This is a genomic window from Novosphingobium guangzhouense (genome assembly GCF_002896965.1).
Classification (GTDB): Bacteria; Pseudomonadota; Alphaproteobacteria; order Sphingomonadales; family Sphingomonadaceae; genus Novosphingobium; species Novosphingobium guangzhouense.
The window spans coordinates 133,763-154,406 of the sequence record NZ_LYMM01000095.1 but is presented as its reverse complement, the minus strand read 5'-3'; the positions used below and the strand labels follow the sequence as shown (position 1 = coordinate 154,406).

Here is a 20,644-nt window from a genome sequence, read left to right as displayed (position 1 = left end):
TGATACTATTTTCGCCGCTTCAAAGGGCGAAATGTAAAAACGGCATCAAAATCATACTCCTCATTGCAACAAACAACATGAAGAGGATTGAGATATTTCTTTCTAAATTCGTCCTGCCTAATTTGAACTTTTGAAGATGCCTTTGGAAACCGCTCTGCAACGATCAATCCGGCGACCTCATCACACCGAGAAAGCTGATGCTTCCATTGGTTTGCAGTCTCTAAAACTTGCTTAGCCGCCTTTTCGACATCTTTTCCTTTTAGTTCAACGACCACAGCACGATTTTTATATTCTATTACAAAATCAGCTCTAGTGCCTTTTTGCTCGACACAACCATCAACTTTTATTGCCTGCAAGCCTGCGTCTAAAGAAGGATTAAGGAAAATAGCAGACTTACCATTCTCCTCCAATTTTATCTTTGATCTGTTTTTGGGCATGAGACATTCGTCGGCGATCATATTCGGTCTCTACCTCCAACAAACTTAAAAACGTCTCGGAAATATCCTCTGAGATACCATCTAAGTATTCTCCGTCAATAAGTCCCGACCGATCATTTACCGACTTCAGAAACCCATCTGACAGTGCGTAAGCTCCGATTGTAGCGGGCGGCAACCAAGTTTCTTCGGGGACTATGGAAGAGACCTTCTTTGCGACCTCTTCGGAGTAAATTGCACTAACAATATGCGCCTTTATTAAATTATTAAACTTAGATATAACATAAGGACTATGGGTGGTTATTAAAAAAAGACACTGTCCTTTTAAAAAGGACGAAAGGGCAGCAATATAATCAACAAGTTCACCTTGCGCTGCCGGAAACAGATGCGCCTCAGGCTCTTCCACATATATTATCTCTGATGATTTTTTGTCCCCATGGGTGGCTAACAACCTGGCTTTATGCTGAAGAATAAGAAGAAGAGGAAAAAGCTCTTGCTGGCCCGAAGACAATATAGAAAACGATATTCTCCTGCCGTCATTAGTAGCGACATGTCGATCATTTTCGGCAATTTTTACTTTACCACCAAATAGGTGGTCAAATCGCGCCTTTTGATTAGTCAAAAATTTCTTAGCTTTTTCATCTGGCTTGTCAGACCACCAGAAATTCTGCCCATCCAGCAAGGCGGTAAAAAGACGACCAAAGCCCCTCGTTATTTCATCAAGCTGCTTTCCATACTCCAGCATAGCAACAGCCTTTCCCAGATTTGTAAAAAAGGAACGGCCTGCTGGAATAAAGGTTTGAGTTTGGATGAAGTCAGAACCCAACCGCTCAGACAGCCCCTTCATTGCGCTAGAGCGAACTCGCCATAAATTATCATAATTACTGCTAAAAAGATCATCATCCTCAACAACAACCTTTGACCTTCTTTTTTGATGTTGAGTAAGAAGCTCATTATATTGATTTTCAAAAAAAGCAGAGAACTGAATATCTATTTCATAATCATTCCGCTTTTTCTTCTTAGACCGATTAACGCTATAAGTTATTTCCTCACCGGACTTATAAATAATCGAAAAATCTTTGCGCCCCCAAGCTGCTGGAGGAAACCATTCCTCAAAACGCTTTAACATTTGATTGCGAAAGCGCTCCAAACTGAGCCCTGATTCAGCGGCATCAAATTGCTGATTAAGAATATCAGTAAAGAAAAAGCATAGCTTACTTATCAAAGACTTGCCCGAAGCCTGCGGGCCAATCAATAACGTGATCGGCTTCAACTCGATTCTCGCACCTTGAATGCAAGAGAAATCATTGATTTCTAATGTTGGCATTAGCTCTCTCACACAGATTCAGCGGAGCTGATTTAGGGTCCATCCCAGCATGCTCGATGTTTCCAAGCCTCGCAACATCAGCCTTCAAACATTGCAGACTATAGCAGGGGCTTGAGGTAGCTTCCGGTGAAGCTGCCCTTGACCTTCACCACCTCTTCGGGCGTGCCTTCCGCCACGATCTGCCCGCCGCGGACGCCGCCTTCGGGGCCCATGTCGATGATCCAGTCAGCGGTCTTGATGACGTCGAGGTTGTGTTCGATCACGACCACCGAGTTGCCCTGGTCGACCAGTCGGTGCAGCACTTCGAGGAGTTTGCGCACGTCTTCGAAGTGGAGGCCGGTGGTGGGTTCGTCGAGGATATACAGCGTCTGGCCGGTGGAGCGGCGGGCGAGTTCCTTGGCCAGTTTCACGCGCTGCGCCTCGCCGCCCGACAGGGTCGTCGCCTGCTGGCCGACCTTGACGTAGCCCAGGCCCACCTCGTTCAGCATGTGCATCTTGTCGCGGATGGGGGGGACGGCCTTGAAGAATTCCTCGGCGTCCTCGATCGTCATGTCGAGCACGTCGGCGATTGACTGCCCCTTGAACTTCACTTCCAGCGTTTCGCGGTTGTAGCGTTTGCCGTGGCATTCCTCGCACGTCACGTAGACGTCGGGCAGGAAGTGCATCTCGATCTTGATGAGGCCGTCGCCCTGGCAGGCTTCGCAGCGCCCGCCCTTGACGTTGAAGCTGAAGCGGCCGGGCTTGTAGCCGCGCGCTTCGGATTCGGGGAGGCCGGCGAACCAGTCGCGGATCTGGGTGAAGGCGCCGGTGTAGGTGGCGGGGTTGGAGCGCGGGGTGCGGCCGATCGGGGACTGGTCGATCTCGATCACCTTGTCGCACTTTTCGAGGCCGGTGATCTTGTCGTGCGCGCCCGCGATGACGCGCGCGCCGTTCAACTGACGGGAGGCCCCCGCCTGCAGCGTATCGATGGTGAGCGAGGACTTGCCCGAGCCGGACACGCCGGTCACGCAGCAGAAGGTGCCAAGCGGGAACTTCGCGGTCACGCCGGTCAGGTTGTTGGCGCGGGCGTTCTCCACCGTCACGAAATGGCCGTTGCCCTTGCGGCGTTCCTTGGGCACCTCGATCCGGCGGGTGCCGTTGAGGTACTGCGCGGTGAGGCTTTCCTTGCTCTTGAGCACTTGCTTGAGCGTGCCTTCGGCAACCACCTGCCCGCCGTGGACGCCCGCGCCGGGGCCGAGGTCGACGATGTGGTCGGCCATGCGGATGGCGTCCTCGTCATGCTCCACCACGATCACGGTATTGCCGAGGTCGCGCAGGCGCTTGAGGGTTTCGAGCAGCATGTCGTTGTCACGCTGGTGCAGGCCGATGCTGGGCTCGTCAAGCACGTAGAGCACGCCCGAGAGGCCCGAACCGATCTGGCTGGCGAGGCGGATGCGCTGGCTCTCGCCGCCCGACAGCGTGCCCGAAGTGCGGTCGAGGTTGAGGTAGTCGAGCCCGACGTTGTTGAGGAAGCCAAGCCGCTCGTTGATTTCCTTGAGGATGGCCTGCGCGATCTGCTGCTGCTGGTGCGTCAGCTTGCCTTCCAGTTCGCCGAACCATTTGAACCCGTCCGCCACCGAAAGGCGCGCAGCGTCGGCGATGTCGGACCCGGCGATCTTGACCGAGAGGGCCTCGGGCTTGAGGCGCTTGCCGTCGCACGTCTCGCACGGCTGCGCGGTCTGGTACTTGGCTAATTCCTCGCGCATGAAGGCGCTGTCGGTCTGCAGCATGCGGCGGTTGAGGTTGCCGATCACGCCCTCGAACGGCTTGTTGACGGTGTATTCCTTGCGCCCGTCCTTGAACGTCAGCGGCACCGCCTTGCCGCCGGTGCCGTAGAGGATCACCAGCTTGACCTCGCCGGGCAGTTCATCCCACGGCGTCGTCAGCGCGAAGCCGAAATGCTCGGCCAGGCTGGAAAGCACCTGCATGTAGTAGGGGCTGGGCGGGTTGGACTTGGCCCAGGGCACGATGGCGCCCTGCTTGAGCGTCAGATGCTCGTTCGGGACGACCAGCTGCGGATCGAACAGCAGCTTCTCGCCCAGACCGTCGCAGGCCGGGCAGGCACCCTGCGGGGCGTTGAACGAGAACAGGCGCGGCTCGACTTCCTCGATGGTGAAGCCGCTGACGGGGCAGGCGAACTTTTCCGAGAAGACGATACGATTGGCGGGCAGGCCGGCGCCCTTCAGGTTCTTGCCCTGCTCCTCTTCCTCGCGGCCCGGCACATTGCCGTCTGCCATGTCGGCGTAGGCCAGTCCTTCGGCCAGCTTGAGCGCCTGTTCGAAGCTGTCGGCAAGGCGGGTCTGGATGCCCTCCTTAACCGCGATGCGATCGACCACGACCTCGATGTCGTGCTTGTACTTCTTGTCGAGCGCGGGCGCGTCCTCGATCGCGTAGAATTCACCGTCGATGCGCACGCGGGTGTAGCCCGCCTTCTGCCATTCGGCGAGTTCCTTGCGATATTCGCCCTTGCGGCCGCGCACCACCGGGGCGAGCAGATAAAGACGCGTGCCTTCGGGCAGCGCCATGACCCGGTCCACCATGTTCGACACCGTCTGCGCCTCGATCGGAAGACCCGTGGCGGGCGAATACGGCACGCCCACGCGCGCCCACAGCAGGCGCATGTAGTCCCAGATCTCCGTCACCGTCGCCACGGTGGAGCGCGGGTTGCGGCTGGTCGTCTTCTGTTCGATCGAGATGGCGGGGCTGAGACCGTCGATATGCTCGACGTTCGGCTTCTGCATCATTTCGAGGAACTGGCGCGCATAGGCGCTGAGGCTTTCCACGTAGCGGCGCTGGCCCTCCGCATAGATCGTGTCGAACGCCAGGCTCGACTTGCCCGAGCCCGAAAGCCCGGTGATCACGATCAGCTTCTCACGCGGGAGCGCGATGTCGAAGCCCTTGAGGTTATGCTCGCGCGCGCCGCGCACGGTGATGTGGGTGAGACTCATGGGGAGACGTGTTCCAGATTTGTTCGCGCGCTTCAAGGGGGCGCATGGCGGGTTTCCGCGTAAATGGGGTGTGCTGCGGCCAAGGCAAGGCTTGAGACAGGGCTGGCCGACAGGCTCCCCGGAAGACGACAGGACGCGCCACCGGGGCGGTGAACGGGAAACCCTGCCCATCCCCGGCACGTTTCTCCTCACGAAATCGAAGTCGCGCTGCGAAGCTCTCTTCGCGCGGCTCGCCAGATAAGGAGAAAGCCATGCGCCCTATCCGCAAGCTTGCCGCAGCAGCGGCCATCGCACTTGTGGTGCCCCACATCGCTTCGGCACAGGATGCTGCCGAGCGGCCAGCCGCCAGCGCCCCCGAACGCAGCGCCCCCGAACAGGGCGACCCCGAAGCCCGCCGTCGCGCCCTGAACTCTGCCGAGGCGGCCGCTGCGCAGCAGCAGGTGTCGCGCAATCAGGCGAGTCAGGCGCAATATGAGGCCGCGCTTGCCCTCAACGAGATGCAGACCCGGCGGGACTCAGCCGCCTATGATGCCACGCTTGAACGCCACGATGCTGCCGAGCAGGATTATCGCGCCGACCGCAAGCAGTGGGAAGTGCGCAACCCCAGCTGCTGGAAGGGCGATGCCATGAAGTGCCCGGCAGACCCACAGGCCCCCGGCACAGGCGGCAGCTGACTTTCGAGGAAGCTGACAACGAAGCTGACGGGCCGCTCCCCGTGGTGCGACGAACCGCCGGTCGCAAGCCCTTTGCAACCCTTTGAGCCTGCTGGCACATAGTCCCTGTCGGGTGCGCCAGTCCGGTAGACGGATTTCAGGCTCAAGGGGTTTGCATAATGGGGGTTTCAAAGGTGTTCATGCGCGTTCTGGCGCTTTCGCTGGTGGCCGGTTCGCTGATGGCCGGTGTGACCGCGCCTGTCCTTGCGGACGATCCACGCGACCCGGCGATGACCCCCGAAGCCATCGCCCGCGATGCCGCCACGATCCGCCGCATGAACCGTGAGCAGCTTGATTACGTGCAGAAGCGCGACGCCGGTTATGCGCAAGGCTGGCGCGATTATGACGCGGCGCGCGGTCGGCACGACGCCGACGCTGATCGCTATGACGACGAAGGCCATGGTGACAGCGGCTACGCTGCGGATCGGCGCGACTACGAAGCCGCCCGCGCGGATTATGCAGAGGAGCGCCGCCGCTATGATCGCGAGATGCGCGAATGGCGTCAGGACGTTTCCGCCTGCCGCGCCGGATATTACGAGCGCTGCGTCCGGTAATTAGTCCCGCACGCCCCCTACATCAGAGTGGCCCCTACATCAGCGTGGTGGCCACCAGCGCCAGCGCGTGAACCACGATCGCGCCGCCGATCAGCACCGCAGCCCGGCCTATCGCCCGTGATGCGGCATCATCGGTGGCCGCCGTGGCGGGCGGTTGGCCCTGCTCCAGTCGAGCGGTGGCTGCCCGCATCAGACGCGGCGCATCGGCCGAAAGGCGCGAGATTTCCAGCAGCAGCGCTTCCATCCGGTCCGGTCCCGCCAGCCGCGTCAGTCGCGAGGCGACAAGCCGCCCGCGCAGGGCCGTCAGCGCCTCTGACAAGTCGAAGTCCGGGGCGATGCCCGACAGCACGCCGTCCATCGTCACCATCGCCTTGAAGATCAGCACCAGGTCGGGCGGCAGGACCAGACCTTCCTTGCGCAGCAGCGGGAAGAAATCGGCCACCATCGCGTTCAGCACCAGCGCGCCGGTGCCGTGCCGCGCGACCAGCCGCTCCGACGCGGTCAGCAGGCGTTCGCGAGGTACTTCGCCCGCCTGCGACCACAGCCCCAGCATGTCCGCCACGCCCCCCGGATCGTTGCTGCGCAGCGAGAGGATGAAGGTCAGGAATTCATGCTGGCGGCGCGGGCTGACGAAGCCGACCGAGCCAAGGTCCAGCAGCGCCAGCCGGTCCCCCTCTCCCTCGCCTGCCGGCGGCAGGCACAGCAGGTTGCCGGGGTGCGGGTCGGCGTGGAAGCGGCCGTTGACCAGCACCATCTCCAGCACCAGCCGCGCACCCAGTTGCGCGATTGCCGAAGGGTTCACTCCCTTCGCGCGCAGTTCGGCCGGATCGCGCGGGCGGGTGCCGTCGATATAGTCCATCACCAGCACGCTTTCGCTGGTGTGCTGCCAGTGGATGCGCGGAACGATGGCTTGCGGGATCGAGGAAAGGTCGGCGCGCAGCATATCGGCGTTGCGCCCCTCGTTGGTAAAATCCAGTTCGTCCAGGATCTCGCGGCCCAGCTGTTCGATCATCGCACTGGGCATCATCCGGCGGGCCATGGCGCTGCGCGCCTCGACCAGCGCGGCAAGATGGCGCAGCAGGCGCAAATCCGCCTCCATCGCCTTGCGGATGCCGGGGCGGCGGATCTTCACCACGACATCCGTGCCGTCATGCAGCGTGGCGCGGTGGACCTGCGCGATCGAAGCGGCCGCCAGCGGTTCGGTATCGAACGCGGCGAAGGCGGTTTCGGGCGGCTCTCCCAGTGCCGCTTCCACGCCGGGGCGCAGCGTATCGAACGCAATGCGGGGCGCATCGCTGTGCAACTGCTCGAAAGCGGCGATCCATTCATCGGTCAGCATGTCGCGCCGGGTGGCAAGGATCTGGCCCAGCTTCACGTAAGTCGGCCCCAGCGCCTCAAGCGCCCGACGGGTGCGGGCGGGCAGGTCCGTTTCCTCGCCCGCCTCTGCTCCCCGGTTGCCGGTCAGGCCCAGCCGCGCCATCAGCGAGTCCAGCCCGAAGCGGGCGATCACCGCGCTCACTTCGGCCATGCGCGCGCGGTCACGGGCGGCGACGGTCACGGTTTCGAGGATGGTCGGCATCGTGGCTCCTTGGTTGCAGGGCGCAAAACCGGCGACTGCGGCGGGCGGTTCCAGCCTGGCTTGTGGAAACCCCGCCCGTCCGCGTTGGAGCGTGGCGGCTGCGGGGCTAGTCTGCCCGCCATGCCCGGCTCAACCCGCAACGCCCCGGTTCGCACTGCCTTCGTCCTGTCGCTTGTCGCCTTGCTTGCCGCGTGCGGAGGCGGGGTGAAGTATCGCCCGGTCAGCGACGTGCCCGTGCGCATCGGGCCGCCCTACAAGGTACGCGGTGTCACTTACACGCCCGCCGCGCAGCCGGGGTACGACATGCTGGGCTATGCCACATGGTACGGCTCGGAAAGCGGCAGCCAGGTCGCCAACGGTGAACGCTTCCGCCCCGGCTGGATCACCGCCGCGCACAAGACCCTGCCGCTGCCCGCTTATGTGGAAGTGACCTCGCTCGACACGGGCCGGCGCATCGTGGTGCGCGTGAACGATCGCGGGCCTTACGGCGAAAGCGCCCGTATCATCGACCTTTCGCGCGGGGCGGCAGAGGCGCTGGGCGTGCGCGCACAGGGCAAGGCAGCGGTGCGCGTACGCGTGGTCGAGCCTGACGAGAAGGACCGCGCCGCATTGCGCAAGGGCAAGCCCGCCCGCTCGCTGCCGGCGATCCCGGCGCGCACGCTGTCCAGTCTGCAGGATCAGTTCGCGCGCGGTGTCGGCACCCGCTGAGGGAACCCGAAGCGCTGCCTGTGCGTTGCCTCTCCAAAGGAGAGAGATGATGAATACAGGCGCAGAAATCCCCTTTCGCCGCAGCCGCTTTTCGCGCGGGACAGGCTCCCTGCTGTTCGACCGTCAGCGCGACATGCGCCAGCGCGAAGCTGAAAGGCACGAAGAGCCCATGCGCATCTGGTCCAAGGGCCATTTCGTAGAGGGCTGAGGCTGTTCGCTACCCCAAGGCCAGCGCACGTGATCCCGGTTCGCCAAGCCAGCGGGCCGGGCAATCCCATGTCTGACGGATGACCGCTTCCGAAAGGGCGTGGCATGGTTCGCCATCGGCCACCACCCTGCCCCGGTCCAGCACGATCACGCGATCGGCATAGTTCATCGCGGTCGCCAGATCGTGCAGCACCAGCACGACACCACGCCCGTGATTGGCCTGTTCGCGCAGGCGGCGCATCAGCGCGATGGCGTGGCCAAGGTCGAGATTGGCCAGCGGTTCGTCCGCCAGTATCCAGGCCGGTCCGGTCGACAGCACCCGCGCCATCAGGGCCCGCGCCCGCTCTCCGCCGGACAGGCGCGAAACCGGGCGCTTGCGCAAAGCCTCAAGGTCCATCGTGGCGATGGCCGCATCGATCGTCGCGGCGCCCTGGCTCGTCGCGGCATCGTGCCATGGCAGCCGCCCCAGCCCGACCAGCACTTCGACGGTAACGTCCCATGCCACTTCCGGGCTCTGCGGCAGATAGCCGATGCACTGCGCCCGCTGCCTTGCGGGAATTTCGTGCATGACCCGCGTGCCCAGTGCGGCAATGCCGATGTCGGGATCTTGCAGCCCTGCCAGACACGTCAGCAGGGTAGACTTTCCCGCACCGTTGGGCCCGCAAATCGCGGTCACTTCTCCGCCATGGATCGTCAGCGTCAGATCATCGAGCCGATCCCTGATGCTCAGACCTACCGTGCTCAGCGTTGTGCTCATGCCAGCCCCCTGCGCATGCGCAGCAGCAGTACCAGAAAGAACGGAGCGCCAATCAGCGCCAGCGCAACGCCCAGCCGCAGCTCGCCCCCGGCCAGCGGCAGAACCCGGCACCCCGCATCCGCGACCAGCACGAGCAGTGCCCCGGCCAGCGCACTTGGCACCAGAAGCGAGCCCGGCCGCCGATCGGTCAGCGGCCTGACCAGATGCGGCACCATCAGTCCGACGAAGCCGATCACCCCGGCCACCGCCACGCTTGCGCCCACCGTCAGGCCGATCCCGACAATCATCAGCACCTGCTGGCGGCGCGGTTCGAAACCCAGCAAGCGGGCAGCAGTCTCCCCCAGCGTCAGCGCGTCAAGGCCCCTGCCGGTCGCCAGCAGCACTGCCAGCCCCGCCAGCGTCAGTGGCGCGGCTACGGCCACTTCGCGCCAAGACCGGTCCGCCAGTGCCCCCATCAGCCAGGTCACGATCTCGCTCATCGCGAAAGGGTTGGGCGACAGGCTGAGTGCAAGGCTGGTGAGCGAACCCGCCAGGCTTGAGATCATCAGCCCCGTCATCGTGAACAGCGCCACCCCCGCCTCGCGCCCGGCGATCAGGGCCAGCAGGGCCATGGCGCCGCCCGCTCCGGCCAGCGCGAAGACCGGCAGCAGCCACGCCGAAGCGGCATAGCCGGTCCAGAAGCTCAACACTGCGCCCAGTGCTGCGCCGGGCGCAATGCCGAAAAGTCCGGGGTCGGCCAGCGGATTGCGCAAATACCCCTGCATCGCAGCCCCCGCGCCGCCCAGCCCCGCGCCCACCACCAGCGCCAGCATCGCGCGCGGCAGTCGCAGTTGCAGCACGATCACGGCAGCATTGCGCGTTTCAGGCGCCAGCGGATCGATCCACACCCGCCCCGCCAGCAACGACAGCGGCACGGCAAGCGCAAGAAGCACGATCAGGATCGCAATCAGGCGCCGGTTGCTTGCCCAGTTCATGACCAGACCCTCACGGACGCTGCCCGGCTTCGGCCACCAGCCCGCGCCGCACTTGGGCGAACCGGTCCATGGCCTTCGGGATGGTCGGTCCGCCGCACCAGACCAGCGAGCGGTCAAGCGGTGCACGGGTCATGCCCGTGACTTGCGCCAGCGCGGGGTGATGCAGCATCCGGTCCTCTTCGGCAGTGGGCGAACCCACGGTGAACACGATGCGCGGCGGGTCCGCCACCACGCGTTCCAGCGGCAGGTAATCCGCCTGAGACAATCCGCGCGCCGCTGCGGCATTGGCAAAGCCCGCGCGGCTCATGAGGTCGACGATCAGCGTATTGTCACCTGCCACGATGCCGCCTGATTCCCACAATAGCGCCTGAACCGGCGCTCTGCCGCGCGGCGGGGTGGCACGGGGTACCGCATCCTCCATCCGCTGCACCAGTTCTTCCCCATCCGAACGGTTGCCCGCCAGCTTCGCCAGCCGCCTGACTTGCGCAAGCGCCTCGGCAAGATTGGCGGGCTGCGGCTCCTGCACCAGCGTCATGCCCATATCGCGCAGGGCCTGCGCGGTGGCGGGCGGCAGAAACGAACTGGCCACCACCACATCCGGCTCCAGCGCAGCGACGTCCTCCACCGCCTCGGTCACTTCGGCAAACTGCGCAGCGCGGGCCGGGTCCATCGAACTGGCGGAGGGATCGTGGCTGTAGTGCGAAATCGCCAGCAACTGCCCCGGCGACGTCACTTCGGCCAGCACCGCATCGGTACAGGGGTTGAGCGAGACGATCCGCGGCCGCAACGCCCCTTCGACCGGCGGTTCGGACCACGGCCTGCAGCCCGAAAGGGCAACAAGCAGCGCGAAGGTGACGGCGACGGGCGCCGTCACGCGCAACAGGCTGCCCACGGATCGCCGCCCCGGAACCGGTCCGGTAGGGCCTATGCCGGGGACAGCCCTTTTCCTCACATCTTCACGCGGATGCCGGCATAAGCCGAACGGCCCGGCGTACCGTATGTGCGCACCAGTTCGTAATGCTCGTCGAACAGGTTCTCGATCCGGCCGTAGACTTCGACATTGTCGGTCACCGCGAAGGCACCGCGCAGACCGACCACGGCATTGCCGCTCACATACTGCATATTGGCGATATCATCGTAGCGCCCCCCGCCGACGCTGACGTCCGCGCCCAGCCGCAGGCCCATGTTCCACGCCTTGTCGATGCTGGCGTAAAGGTTTGTCCGGGGGCGCCGGGCAAGGCGGGTGCCGCTGTCACGGTCCTTCGCATCAAGGTAAGTGAAGGCCAGGTTCACGTCGAAACCCTGCCAGCCCGTAACCTGCATCCCCAGTTCCGCGCCTTGCGACCGCGCCCGGTCCACGTTGAAATAGGCCCCGGTGAAGTTGACCGGATCGATCGTGACATAGTCAATCAGGTTGCGCGTCTTGCGGTCGAAGTAGGTGACGGTGAAACGCCCGGTGCCTTGCGCAAAGGGCATTTCGATCCCGGCGTCCCAGCCCTTCGACGTTTCGGGCCGTAGCGCGTTGTAACCGATGTTGGTGTGGATCTGGTAGAGCGACGGTGCCTTGAACCCCTCGCCATAGCTGGCGCGCACCACCGGCGCGTCCACGCCTTCGCCGATCACCCAGGCGCCATTGGCGGAGAACGTCGTGCGGTCGCCGTAATCGGCATTGTCGTCATAACGCACACCGCCGTTCAGCGTCAGCGCATGGAACGGGCGCAGCGTCAGGTTGCCGAACAGACTGTCGGTGCTCGTCGAATCCTTCGCGCCGTAGTTGTCGTCGAACTTCTGCTTTTCGGTCTCACCGCCGACGAGGATGCTGGCCTGCTCGACGGGTGCGAAGCTGACCTGCCCCTCGAACCGCTCGGTGCGGCCGTTGCTTTCGTAAAGGCCATAGGGGCCATAGGCGGCAGTATAGGAACTGCGGTTGGTATCGTTGATGCCATAGCCGACCCGCGCGTTGAGCCGCCCGTCAAGGCCCTCATAGCGCAAGTTCGCATAGCCCAGCGTGTCGCGCTTGTGGCCCAGGTTCGGTGCGTCGGCGCCGGTGTCGTCGTAGTCGTAGCTGGCCTTGGTATAGAACCCGCCGGCATCGGCCGAGAGCCCCGGCGCGAACTCTATCGAGGCGCGGGCATTGGCGCTCTTGCTTTCGAAGCCATCCTTCTCGGTGGCGCCGCGACGCTCGTTAAAGGCGGAAAAACCGTCTCCCTTCAACCAGTTTCCGCCCAGCGTCAGGCCGACAGGGCCAACGAGCCCCGCCGCCGAGACGCTGGCCTGCTTGCGGTCGCGCCAGCCGTATTCGGCCTGTCCGCGCGCGGTCCACTGCTCGGTCGGGCGGGCGGTGATGAAGTTGATGACGCTGCCGATGGCGCGGCTGCCCCACAGCACGCCCGACGATCCGCGCACCACCTCGACCCGGTCGAACTGGCCGATCGGCAACGCGCCGAAGTCGAAGCCCCCGCCCACGTCGCCCGGATCGTTGATGCGCACGCCATCCAGCAGAACCAGCGACTGCGCGTTCTCCGCGCCACGCACGAAGACGCTGGCGGGTTGGCCGAAGCCGCCCGACTGCACGGTGGAAACGCCGGGGATGCGGGCCAGCACGTCGGTCGCGGTGGTTGCCTGCATGCGTTCGATCTCGGCGCGGGTGACGACGCTGACCGACTGGCCGACCTGGGTGATCGGCGTGGGTTCACGCGTGGCGGTGACGGTGATGTCGGTGCGGTCATTGTCCGGGCGGCGCAAATCGGCGATCTCGATCACGTCTTGCGCCATCACGGGCGTGCTCACCGCAAGCGCGGTGCCCAGCAGAAACAGATACTTCATGCGTCTTCCTCCGAACCTTGAACGTAATTTGCCGTCCACGGCGGAGGCACGCGCGCCTTTCTCTTCGGCGCGTCATGCTCGCTGCACCCGGTACACCCCGCCCGGCTGCGGAACGACGGTCGCGGGCAGGTCTCCTGGCTCCCGGATCGTCGGTACGCTTGCCGCCTTCCCGGCCTTGCCGGCCAGTGGCATGGTGGAAACGCCCTCCCCGGTCACAGTTGCGGGGGCAGCGCCGGCAATCACAGCCGGCTTCCCTCTTGGGTCCTTGCGGACACCCGTGACGTATCCGCGCGGATAGTGCGGGCTACGGGGATTGGCAAGCTGCAGGCACGTCCCGGCAAGCATTGCGAAATCTTAAACCATTGGGCCTAAGCAGCGCGGCTGTACCGCAACGGGACGCCCCGAAACGCCCGGATGCGCCCGCATCGCAGCCGGGCTAGGCGGGTGCTGCCCCATTGCGGCCGAAAGGAACCGAGTGACCGCTGCCCCTTCCTCCATTCAGGCACACGCCCCTGCGGCGGCCCTGAAGGATTCGGGGGAAGATCCCACCGCGTTCGAGCGCCCACGCGATTTCGTCGGCCGCTACCCGCGCCGCGCCCGAGGCATCGGCCACCGCCCACTGGTTCTCCACCGCCGCTGGACGCTTGCCGTCACCGCGCTGGCCGCCGTTGCCCTGCCCGCCTTTGCCGCGCCCGAAGGGTGGGACAACTTCGCCATCGCCGATGCCGCCCCGCAGCAGGTCGATGCATTGCCGATGCCGTTCGAGCAGGCAGGCGCCAGCTTCCCCGGTTCGGCCTTCTATTATCTTGAGGCAGAGCAGCGCCCCCTGCAGGTCGGCGAAGGCATCCGCTCTGACACCGACGACACCGTCTCCGGCCCGCTGCCCACCGCGCGTCCGATCCATATCGACAACTCCGGCGTCGATCGCACGCGCGCCCTGCAATGCATGACCGCCGCGATCTACTACGAAGCCGCCAGCGAACCTGACGCGGGCCAGCGCGCGGTGGCACAAGTCGTCCTCAACCGCGTGGCGCATCCGGCCTATCCCAAGACCGTCTGCGGGGTCGTCTATCAGGGATCGGAGCGGCCGACCGGTTGCCAGTTTTCGTTCACCTGCGACGGCTCGCTGGCCCGCCGCCCGCAGAGGATGTTCTGGGACCGCGCCGAAAACGTCGCGCGTCAGGCGCTGGCGGGCTTCGTCTACACCCCGGTCGGCCTTGCGACGCATTATCATACGCTCCAGGTCAGCCCGTATTGGGTGCCCAGCCTGCAATACCTTTCCACCATAGGCGCGCACCGCTTCTATGCCTTCCGCGGTGCTGCAGGCAGCCCGGCGACGTTCCGCTTCGCCTACCTTGGCGGCGAACCGATGGCCGCCCCGCATCGCCGGGACGACAGCGCCGATACCGCAGCGGCAGCAGCCGCGCTCGACCCGCTTGCCCTCCAGCGCGCATTCGGCACGGCCCAGCCCGCGAAGATGGAGCCCGTGGCGCAGGCCGCCCCTGTCGCGCCCGCCTCCCCACCGCCCCCCGCCTACTCTGCGCAAGTCCAGCAGCGCGGCGGCGATACACTCTACAAGGCGCAGAATTTGCCGGATTCTCAGGGCATCAAGGCAGAGTACGCCAATTCCGGTCGCTGGATCGCCGCGCCTGCAAATTGAAGATAATCGATTGCAGCAATGACACCCGGGGAACATCCCTAAGGGGAATGGTCAAGACTTGAGAAACCAAGTCCCTGCATGATGGGTTCATCCCTTCCGGGTTAGACCGCAAATCCGTCGACCCCAAAAGCAGAGAGACTTCGCAAACATGACCATCCGCTTCGCCGCCGCCATGAACGGGACGATGCCGGCCATCGCAGGCGTTCTCTGCACCGGCGCTTCGCTGGGCGCTGCCAATGACAATCGCGGAACCGCCGTCGCCCGCATCCCCCGCCCGAACCTGCGCCCGGTTGCCCAGGCACCCGCCGTCGAGATCGACGCCGGCATTGCCGAAGCCCTCATGCACTTCGCCCGCCACGGCCTGTCCGCCGCCGACCAGGCCCGCATGGAAGCCGAAGCCGCCCACGCGCGCGGCGACGTCGGCGCCCGCACCCGCTGGCTGGGCATCTGCGGCCACCTTGACCGCCGGATGGCCGCCGCCCTCGCGAAGCGGCTCTCCGCATAAACCGAATAGCCGCCTGAGAGGCATCTCTGCCCGCACTTCGCGACAGGGAGGATCAGGCCCTCGACGAGTCGCGCACAAGGCGACTTGCACCCTCCGTATCCACGTTCGATATCTTCCGAAGCGGCGCCGAAGCCTTTCGAAACATTGCCGACAGGTGAACAAACAGGCGATTTTCCGCCAATTCACCCCCTTTATTGCAATTGCGAACTATTATCAAATAAAAGCTGGCTTAAACACCCCATTGCCGGTTGCAATGGTCTGCCAAGGGGCGTAGGGCCGGCTCCGCAAACACCGGCACCTGCCATTTGCGGGATTAGCGCAGGCCGCCTTGAAGTCCGAAAAATCCCGCCCTCGGGAAGGACACGAACGGATCATGGCTCGTAAGAAGATTGCCCTCATCGGCGCCGGCAACATCGGCGGCACTCTGGCGCACCTCGCGGCGCAGAAGGAACTGGGCGACATCGTCCTGTTCGACGTGGCCGAAGGTCTCCCGCAGGGCAAGGCTCTCGACCTCTCGCAGTGCGGCCCGGTCGAAGGCTTCGACGCCAAGATCACCGGCACCAATGACTACGCCGACATTGCCGGCGCAGACGTCATCATCGTCACCGCCGGTGTCGCCCGCAAGCCCGGCATGAGCCGCGACGACCTGCTCGGCATCAACCTCAAGGTGATGAAGTCGGTCGGCGAAGGCATCGCCGCCAACGCGCCCGACGCCTTCGTGATCTGCATCACCAACCCGCTCGACGCGATGGTCTGGGCGCTGCGCGAATTCTCAGGCCTGCCCCACAACAAGGTCGTCGGCATGGCCGGCGTTCTGGACTCGGCCCGCTTCTCGACCTTCCTGGCATGGGAATTCGGCGTCTCGATCCGCGACGTGAACACTTTCGTGCTCGGCGGCCACGGCGACACCATGGTCCCGGTCGTGCAGTATTCGACCGTCAACGGCATCGGCCTGCCCGACCTCATCAAGCTGGGCCGCACCACCCAGGAAAAGATCGACGCGATCGTGCAGCGCACCCGTTCGGGCGGCGGCGAGATCGTCGGCCTGCTCAAGACCGGCTCGGCGTTCTACGCACCGGCCGCTTCGGGCATCGCCATGGCCGAAGCCTACCTCAACGACCAGAAGCGCATCCTGCCCGTCGCGGCCTATGTCGACGGCCAGTATGGCGTTGACGGCCTTTACGTCGGCGTGCCCGCAGTGATCGGCGCGAACGGCGTCGAGGAAGTCGTCGAGATCACCCTGGACGACGAAGCGAAGTCGAACCTTCAGGTCTCGGTCGACGCGGTCAAGGAACTGCTGGTCGCCTGCAAGGGCATCGACAGCACGCTCGCCTGAGCTTTTTGAATACCGCCCCCGCCTACCCGTCCTGCGTGGCAGCCTGTCACAATGGTGGGTAGCGCGGGGGCAAAATAGTTTCTTGGAACCTCCCTGGCCTTCCCGGCTGCTTCCATGATCAGGAACAGGAAAACCGATGTCGATCCTCGTTAACAAGAACACCAAGGTCATCACCCAGGGCATGACCGGCGCGACGGGCAGCTTCCACACCCAGGCCGCTCTCGATTACGGCACGCAGATGGTTGCGGGCGTGACCCCCGGCAAGGGCGGCACCGAGCACCTCGGCCTGCCCCAGTTCAACTCGGTCCACGAAGCCAAGGCCGCGACCGGCGCCACCGCATCGTGCGTCTACGTGCCGCCGTTCGGCGCCGCCGACGCGATCCTCGAAGCGATCGACGCCGAAATGGAACTCATCATCTGCATCACCGAGGGCATCCCCGTTCTCGACATGGTGCCGGTGAAGCGCGCGCTCGTCGGTTCGAAGTCGCGCCTGATCGGCCCGAACTGCCCCGGCGTCCTGACCCCCAACGAATGCAAGATCGGCATCATGCCGGGCAACATCTTCTCGCAGGGTTCGGTCGGCGTCGTCTCGCGCTCGGGCACGCTCACCTATGAAGCCGTGTTCCAGACCACCGCAGCGGGCCTGGGCCAGACCACCGCAGTCGGCATCGGCGGCGACCCGGTCAACGGCACCAACTTCATCGACGTCCTCGAACTCTTCCTGGCCGACGAAGCCACCAAGTCGATCATCATGATCGGCGAAATCGGCGGCTCGGCCGAAGAAGAAGCGGCGCAGTTCCTCAAGGACGAAGCCAAGCGCGGCCGTCGCAAGCCGATGGCGGGCTTCATCGCCGGCCGCACGGCGCCTCCGGGCCGCCGCATGGGCCACGCCGGCGCGATCGTCTCGGGCGGCCAGGGCGGCGCCGAAGACAAGATCGCGGCGATGGAAGAGGCCGGCATCAAGGTGTCGTCCAGCCCCTCGCTGCTGGGTGAGACCCTGGTGGAAGCCATCAAGGCCTTCGCCTGAAACAAATAGGTGCAACGGGGCGGCGGTTCTCAAGGAACCCCGCCGCCCCGGAGCGCTTACCATGACGCGCATGGGGCATCCGGTCCCGGCGTGAGTACCCTGAGCGGACTAGCGGCCCCCTCCCTCCCCGGAAAGCCCCGTCAGCCCGCCCAACACAAGACGCCGGACGACCCGTCCGGGCGTGGCGATAGGTGATTCCTATGGGCGACGAGAGTTTCGATTTCACCCCGGACGCGGCACTGGACGAAGTTCAGGCCGGTCCCAGCTGGCAGCGCGGCAACTGGCCCCTCGTCGGTGGCGATGCCGAGGACGACTGGACGCAGGGACTTGATCCCACCGTCCTGAAGGCCGAGATCAAGAAGGCGGCCGCCAAGGGCGGTGCCCCGATCGACCAGTCCCGCATAGACGAAGCGGCGGCCGATGCAATCCGCGCGATGATGCTGATCCGCACGTATCGCGTGCGCGGTCATCTTGCAGCGGACCTCGACCCGCTCGGCCTCAACCAGCGCAAGCTTCCCGCCGATCTGACGCCGGAATACCACGGCTTCGCCGGCGCCGCGCAGGACCGCAAGGTCTATGTCGGCGGCGCGCTCGGCCTCGAATGGACGACCGTGCGCGAGATCGTGCAGATCCTGCGCGCCAACTACTGCGGCAAGGTCGGCCTTGAGTACATGCACATCGCCGACACGGAGGAGCGCCGCTTCCTCCAGGAACGCATGGAAGGTGCCGACAAGGAAATCGAATTCACGCCGGAAGGCAAGAAGGCGATCCTCTCGGCCGTCGTGCGCGGCGAGCAGTACGAAAAGTTCCTCGGCAAGAAGTACGTCGGCACCAAGCGCTTCGGCCTTGACGGCGGCGAATCGATGATCCCTGCCCTTGAGGCGGTGATCAAGTACGGCGGCCAGCTGGGCGTCAAGGAAATCGTCTACGGCATGGCCCACCGCGGCCGCCTGAACGTCCTCTCCAACGTCCTTGCCAAGCCCTACAAAGTGATCTTCCACGAATTCTCGGGCGGCACCGCCAACCCCGAAGACGTGGGCGGCTCGGGCGACGTGAAGTACCACCTGGGCACTTCGGCGGACCGCGAGTTCGACGGCATCAAGGTTCACATGAGCCTCATGCCCAACCCCTCGCACCTCGAAACCGTCGATCCGGTCGTGCTCGGCAAGGTCCGCGCCTATCAGCAGATCGCGGACGACATCGGCGACGATATCGGCCCCGGCGGCAAGCACAAGCAGGTGCTTCCGGTCCTCATCCACGGTGACGCGGCCTTCGCGGGCCAGGGCATCATCTGGGAGTGCTTCGGCCTCTCGGGCGTGAAGGGCTACAACACCGGCGGTTGCATCCACTTCATCATCAACAACCAGATCGGCTTCACGACGAGCCCGCAGTTCGCGCGCAACTCGCCGTATCCCTCGGACGTCGCCAAGGGCGTTCAGGCGCCGATCCTGCACGTCAACGGCGATGATCCGGCTGCGGTGACCTTTGCCTGCAAGCTGGCGATCGACTACCGCCAGACCTTCGGCCGCGACATCGTGATCGACATGTGGTGCTATCGCCGCTTCGGCCACAACGAAGGCGACGAGCCCGGCTTCACGCAGCCGCTGATGTACCAGAAGATCCGCCAGCACCCCCCGGTGTCGAAGATCTACGGTGAAAAGCTGAAGGCAGAAGGCGTCATCGACGACGCGTTCCTGGCCCAGACCGAAGCGTCCTTCACCGCGCATCTGGAAGAAGAGTTCGAGGCGGCCAAGACCTACAAGTCCAACCAGGCCGACTGGTTCTCGGGCCAGTGGAGCGGCTTCCACAAGCCTGCGGACCCGGAAACCGCGCGCCGCAACGTCGACACCAGGATCGAACCCAAGCTGTTCGAAAGCCTCGGCCGCACCCTGACGACCGTTCCGGTGGACTTCACCGTCCACAAGACGCTCGCCCGCGTGCTTGCCGCCAAGGAAGAGATGTTCAAGTCGGGCGAAGGCTTCGACTGGGCCACGGCGGAGGCGCTCGCCTTCGGCAGCCTCGTCTCGGAAGGCTACGGCGTTCGCCTGTCGGGCCAGGACTGCGGTCGCGGCACCTTCTCGCAGCGTCACGCGGTCTGGACCGACCAGACCACCGAGAGCAAGTACGTCGCCCTCACCACGCTGCCGCACGGCCGCTTCGAGGTGCTGGATTCGACGCTGTCGGAATACGGCGTGCTCGGCTTCGAGTACGGCTATGCCAGCGCCGACCCCAAGACCATGGTGCTGTGGGAAGCCCAGTTCGGTGACTTCGCCAACGGCGCGCAGATCATCATCGACCAGTACGTCGCATCGGCGGAGTCCAAGTGGCTGCGCGCGAACGGCCTCGTCATGCTGCTGCCGCACGGTTACGAAGGCCAGGGGCCTGAACACTCGTCGGCGCGTCTGGAACGTTACCTGCAGCTCTGCGCGCAGGACAACATCCAGGTCTGCAACATCACCAGCCCGGCCAACTACTTCCACGTGCTGCGCCGGCAGATGCACCGTCCGTTCCGCAAGCCGCTCGTCATCATGACGCCCAAGTCGCTGCTGCGCCACCCGCTGGCGAAGTCTGCGGCAAAGGACTTCCTCGAAGGCGACTTCAAGCGCATCCTCTCCGACCCCAAGGGTTCGTCGGACGAAGCGACCAAGAACGTCGTGCTGTGTTCGGGCAAGGTCTTCTACGACCTTCTCGAAGCGCGCGATGCCGCCGAAATCGACGACACGCAGATCATCCGCATCGAGCAGCTCTACCCCTTCCCGGGCGAACCGCTGGCCAAGCGTCTGTCGAAGATGCCCAACCTCGAAGAGATCGTCTGGTGCCAGGAAGAACCGAAGAACAACGGTTCCTGGTTCTTCGTCGAACCGCTGGTCGAAGCCGCCGCCGTCGAGGCGGGCGTCAAGGCTCCGCGTCCGCGCTATGCGGGCCGCTCTGCCTCGGCATCGCCGGCCACCGGCCTCGCCAAGCGCCACACCGCCGAACAGGCGGCGCTGGTTGCCGACGCGCTGCATCTTTCCGTCCGTTCCGAACTCCGTCGCAAGCAGAAGGCTTGA

Annotated in this window: 17 protein-coding genes and 1 riboswitch; of the genes, 9 read left to right on the top strand and 8 right to left on the bottom strand. The window is 64.3% G+C overall.

The features are described from left to right. Positions 1-5 precede the first annotated feature (5 nt). The 3 genes from A8V01_RS28425 to uvrA all read right to left on the bottom strand — a co-directional run bounded on the left by A8V01_RS28425 (position 6) and on the right by uvrA (position 4,748). Positions 6-458 (bottom strand): hypothetical protein, encoded by a 453-nt coding sequence (locus A8V01_RS28425; protein ID WP_146037398.1) that lies wholly within the window; start codon positions 456-458, stop codon positions 6-8. Continuing rightward, positions 394-1,761, bottom strand: a complete 1,368-nt coding sequence (locus A8V01_RS26620) for an AAA family ATPase (RefSeq protein WP_103099243.1) — start codon at positions 1,759-1,761, stop codon at positions 394-396. Before A8V01_RS26620 ends, A8V01_RS28425 begins: the two co-directional genes overlap by 65 nt. Positions 1,762-1,859: 98 nt before the next feature. After that, complete coding sequence (uvrA, locus tag A8V01_RS26615; RefSeq protein ID WP_103099242.1) at positions 1,860-4,748, bottom strand: excinuclease ABC subunit UvrA; 2,889 nt, start codon at positions 4,746-4,748, stop codon at positions 1,860-1,862. A gap of 251 nt (positions 4,749-4,999) precedes the next feature. Here uvrA and A8V01_RS26610 point away from each other — a divergent pair, with 251 nt between their 5' ends. Both A8V01_RS26610 and A8V01_RS26605 read left to right on the top strand, forming a co-directional pair. Continuing rightward, positions 5,000-5,422, top strand: a complete 423-nt coding sequence (locus tag A8V01_RS26610; RefSeq protein ID WP_103099241.1) for a hypothetical protein — start codon at positions 5,000-5,002, stop codon at positions 5,420-5,422. Between the two features lie 158 nt (positions 5,423-5,580). Continuing rightward, entirely contained in the window at positions 5,581-6,015 is a 435-nt protein-coding gene (locus A8V01_RS26605; protein WP_245892851.1) for a hypothetical protein, read from the top strand. 34 nt (positions 6,016-6,049) lie between these two features. Here the strand turns inward: A8V01_RS26605 and A8V01_RS26600 are convergent, their stop codons facing one another. Further along, positions 6,050-7,594: an ABC1 kinase family protein gene (locus tag A8V01_RS26600; RefSeq protein ID WP_245892850.1), complete on the bottom strand. Its 1,545-nt coding sequence runs from the start codon at positions 7,592-7,594 to the stop codon at positions 6,050-6,052. A gap of 120 nt (positions 7,595-7,714) precedes the next feature. On the opposite strand from A8V01_RS26600, the gene A8V01_RS26595 reads away from it, so the two are divergent. Further along, on the top strand, positions 7,715-8,302 hold the full coding sequence (locus A8V01_RS26595; protein ID WP_103099240.1) for a septal ring lytic transglycosylase RlpA family protein: 588 nt from the start codon (positions 7,715-7,717) through the stop codon (positions 8,300-8,302). A 46-nt stretch (positions 8,303-8,348) separates the two neighbouring features. After that, entirely contained in the window at positions 8,349-8,510 is a 162-nt protein-coding gene (locus A8V01_RS28855; RefSeq protein ID WP_170066079.1) for a hypothetical protein, read from the top strand. Between the two features lie 9 nt (positions 8,511-8,519). Here the strand turns inward: A8V01_RS28855 and A8V01_RS26590 are convergent, their stop codons facing one another. The 4 genes from A8V01_RS26590 to A8V01_RS26575 are packed head-to-tail and all read right to left on the bottom strand — an operon-like array spanning position 8,520 to position 13,066. Next, positions 8,520-9,266, bottom strand: a complete 747-nt coding sequence (locus tag A8V01_RS26590; protein WP_103099239.1) for an ABC transporter ATP-binding protein — start codon at positions 9,264-9,266, stop codon at positions 8,520-8,522. Next, on the bottom strand, positions 9,263-10,240 hold the full coding sequence (locus A8V01_RS26585) for a FecCD family ABC transporter permease (RefSeq protein ID WP_103099238.1): 978 nt from the start codon (positions 10,238-10,240) through the stop codon (positions 9,263-9,265). Before A8V01_RS26585 ends, A8V01_RS26590 begins: the two co-directional genes overlap by 4 nt. A gap of 10 nt (positions 10,241-10,250) precedes the next feature. Beyond that, a complete protein-coding gene (locus tag A8V01_RS26580) occupies positions 10,251-11,132 on the bottom strand; it encodes an ABC transporter substrate-binding protein (RefSeq protein WP_245892849.1) in 882 nt (293 codons plus the stop codon). 56 nt (positions 11,133-11,188) lie between these two features. Then, the gene (locus tag A8V01_RS26575) at positions 11,189-13,066 is read right to left on the bottom strand and encodes a TonB-dependent receptor plug domain-containing protein (protein ID WP_103099237.1); all 1,878 of its coding nucleotides are present in this window, start codon (positions 13,064-13,066) and stop codon (positions 11,189-11,191) included. A 107-nt stretch (positions 13,067-13,173) separates the two neighbouring features. Beyond that, positions 13,174-13,355, bottom strand: a riboswitch (cobalamin riboswitch). Between the two features lie 186 nt (positions 13,356-13,541). On the opposite strand from A8V01_RS26575, the gene A8V01_RS26570 reads away from it, so the two are divergent. The 5 genes from A8V01_RS26570 (at position 13,542) to A8V01_RS26550 (ending at position 20,644) form a co-directional block, all read left to right on the top strand. After that, complete coding sequence (locus A8V01_RS26570) at positions 13,542-14,726, top strand: cell wall hydrolase (protein ID WP_245892848.1); 1,185 nt, start codon at positions 13,542-13,544, stop codon at positions 14,724-14,726. A gap of 148 nt (positions 14,727-14,874) precedes the next feature. After that, entirely contained in the window at positions 14,875-15,231 is a 357-nt protein-coding gene (locus tag A8V01_RS26565; protein WP_103099235.1) for a hypothetical protein, read from the top strand. A gap of 373 nt (positions 15,232-15,604) precedes the next feature. Next, positions 15,605-16,567: a malate dehydrogenase gene (gene mdh, locus A8V01_RS26560; RefSeq protein WP_103099234.1), complete on the top strand. Its 963-nt coding sequence runs from the start codon at positions 15,605-15,607 to the stop codon at positions 16,565-16,567. Between the two features lie 136 nt (positions 16,568-16,703). Continuing rightward, positions 16,704-17,594: a succinate--CoA ligase subunit alpha gene (gene sucD, locus A8V01_RS26555; RefSeq protein WP_103099233.1), complete on the top strand. Its 891-nt coding sequence runs from the start codon at positions 16,704-16,706 to the stop codon at positions 17,592-17,594. A 200-nt stretch (positions 17,595-17,794) separates the two neighbouring features. Then, the gene (locus A8V01_RS26550; protein WP_103099232.1) at positions 17,795-20,644 is read left to right on the top strand and encodes a 2-oxoglutarate dehydrogenase E1 component; all 2,850 of its coding nucleotides are present in this window, start codon (positions 17,795-17,797) and stop codon (positions 20,642-20,644) included.

Coding starts and splice junctions, on each gene's coding strand:
- A8V01_RS28425 (WP_146037398.1), bottom strand. CDS start 458: ATGATCGCCGACGAATGTCTCATGCCCAAAAACAGATCAAAGATAAAA.
- A8V01_RS26620 (WP_103099243.1), bottom strand. CDS start 1,761: ATGCCAACATTAGAAATCAATGATTTCTCTTGCATTCAAGGTGCGAGA.
- uvrA (WP_103099242.1), bottom strand. CDS start 4,748: ATGAGTCTCACCCACATCACCGTGCGCGGCGCGCGCGAGCATAACCTC.
- A8V01_RS26610 (WP_103099241.1), top strand. CDS start 5,000: ATGCGCCCTATCCGCAAGCTTGCCGCAGCAGCGGCCATCGCACTTGTG.
- A8V01_RS26605 (WP_245892851.1), top strand. CDS start 5,581: ATGGGGGTTTCAAAGGTGTTCATGCGCGTTCTGGCGCTTTCGCTGGTG.
- A8V01_RS26600 (WP_245892850.1), bottom strand. CDS start 7,594: ATGCCGACCATCCTCGAAACCGTGACCGTCGCCGCCCGTGACCGCGCG.
- A8V01_RS26595 (WP_103099240.1), top strand. CDS start 7,715: ATGCCCGGCTCAACCCGCAACGCCCCGGTTCGCACTGCCTTCGTCCTG.
- A8V01_RS28855 (WP_170066079.1), top strand. CDS start 8,349: ATGATGAATACAGGCGCAGAAATCCCCTTTCGCCGCAGCCGCTTTTCG.
- A8V01_RS26590 (WP_103099239.1), bottom strand. CDS start 9,266: ATGAGCACAACGCTGAGCACGGTAGGTCTGAGCATCAGGGATCGGCTC.
- A8V01_RS26585 (WP_103099238.1), bottom strand. CDS start 10,240: ATGAACTGGGCAAGCAACCGGCGCCTGATTGCGATCCTGATCGTGCTT.
- A8V01_RS26575 (WP_103099237.1), bottom strand. CDS start 13,066: ATGAAGTATCTGTTTCTGCTGGGCACCGCGCTTGCGGTGAGCACGCCC.
- A8V01_RS26565 (WP_103099235.1), top strand. CDS start 14,875: ATGACCATCCGCTTCGCCGCCGCCATGAACGGGACGATGCCGGCCATC.
- mdh (WP_103099234.1), top strand. CDS start 15,605: ATGGCTCGTAAGAAGATTGCCCTCATCGGCGCCGGCAACATCGGCGGC.
- sucD (WP_103099233.1), top strand. CDS start 16,704: ATGTCGATCCTCGTTAACAAGAACACCAAGGTCATCACCCAGGGCATG.
- A8V01_RS26550 (WP_103099232.1), top strand. CDS start 17,795: ATGGGCGACGAGAGTTTCGATTTCACCCCGGACGCGGCACTGGACGAA.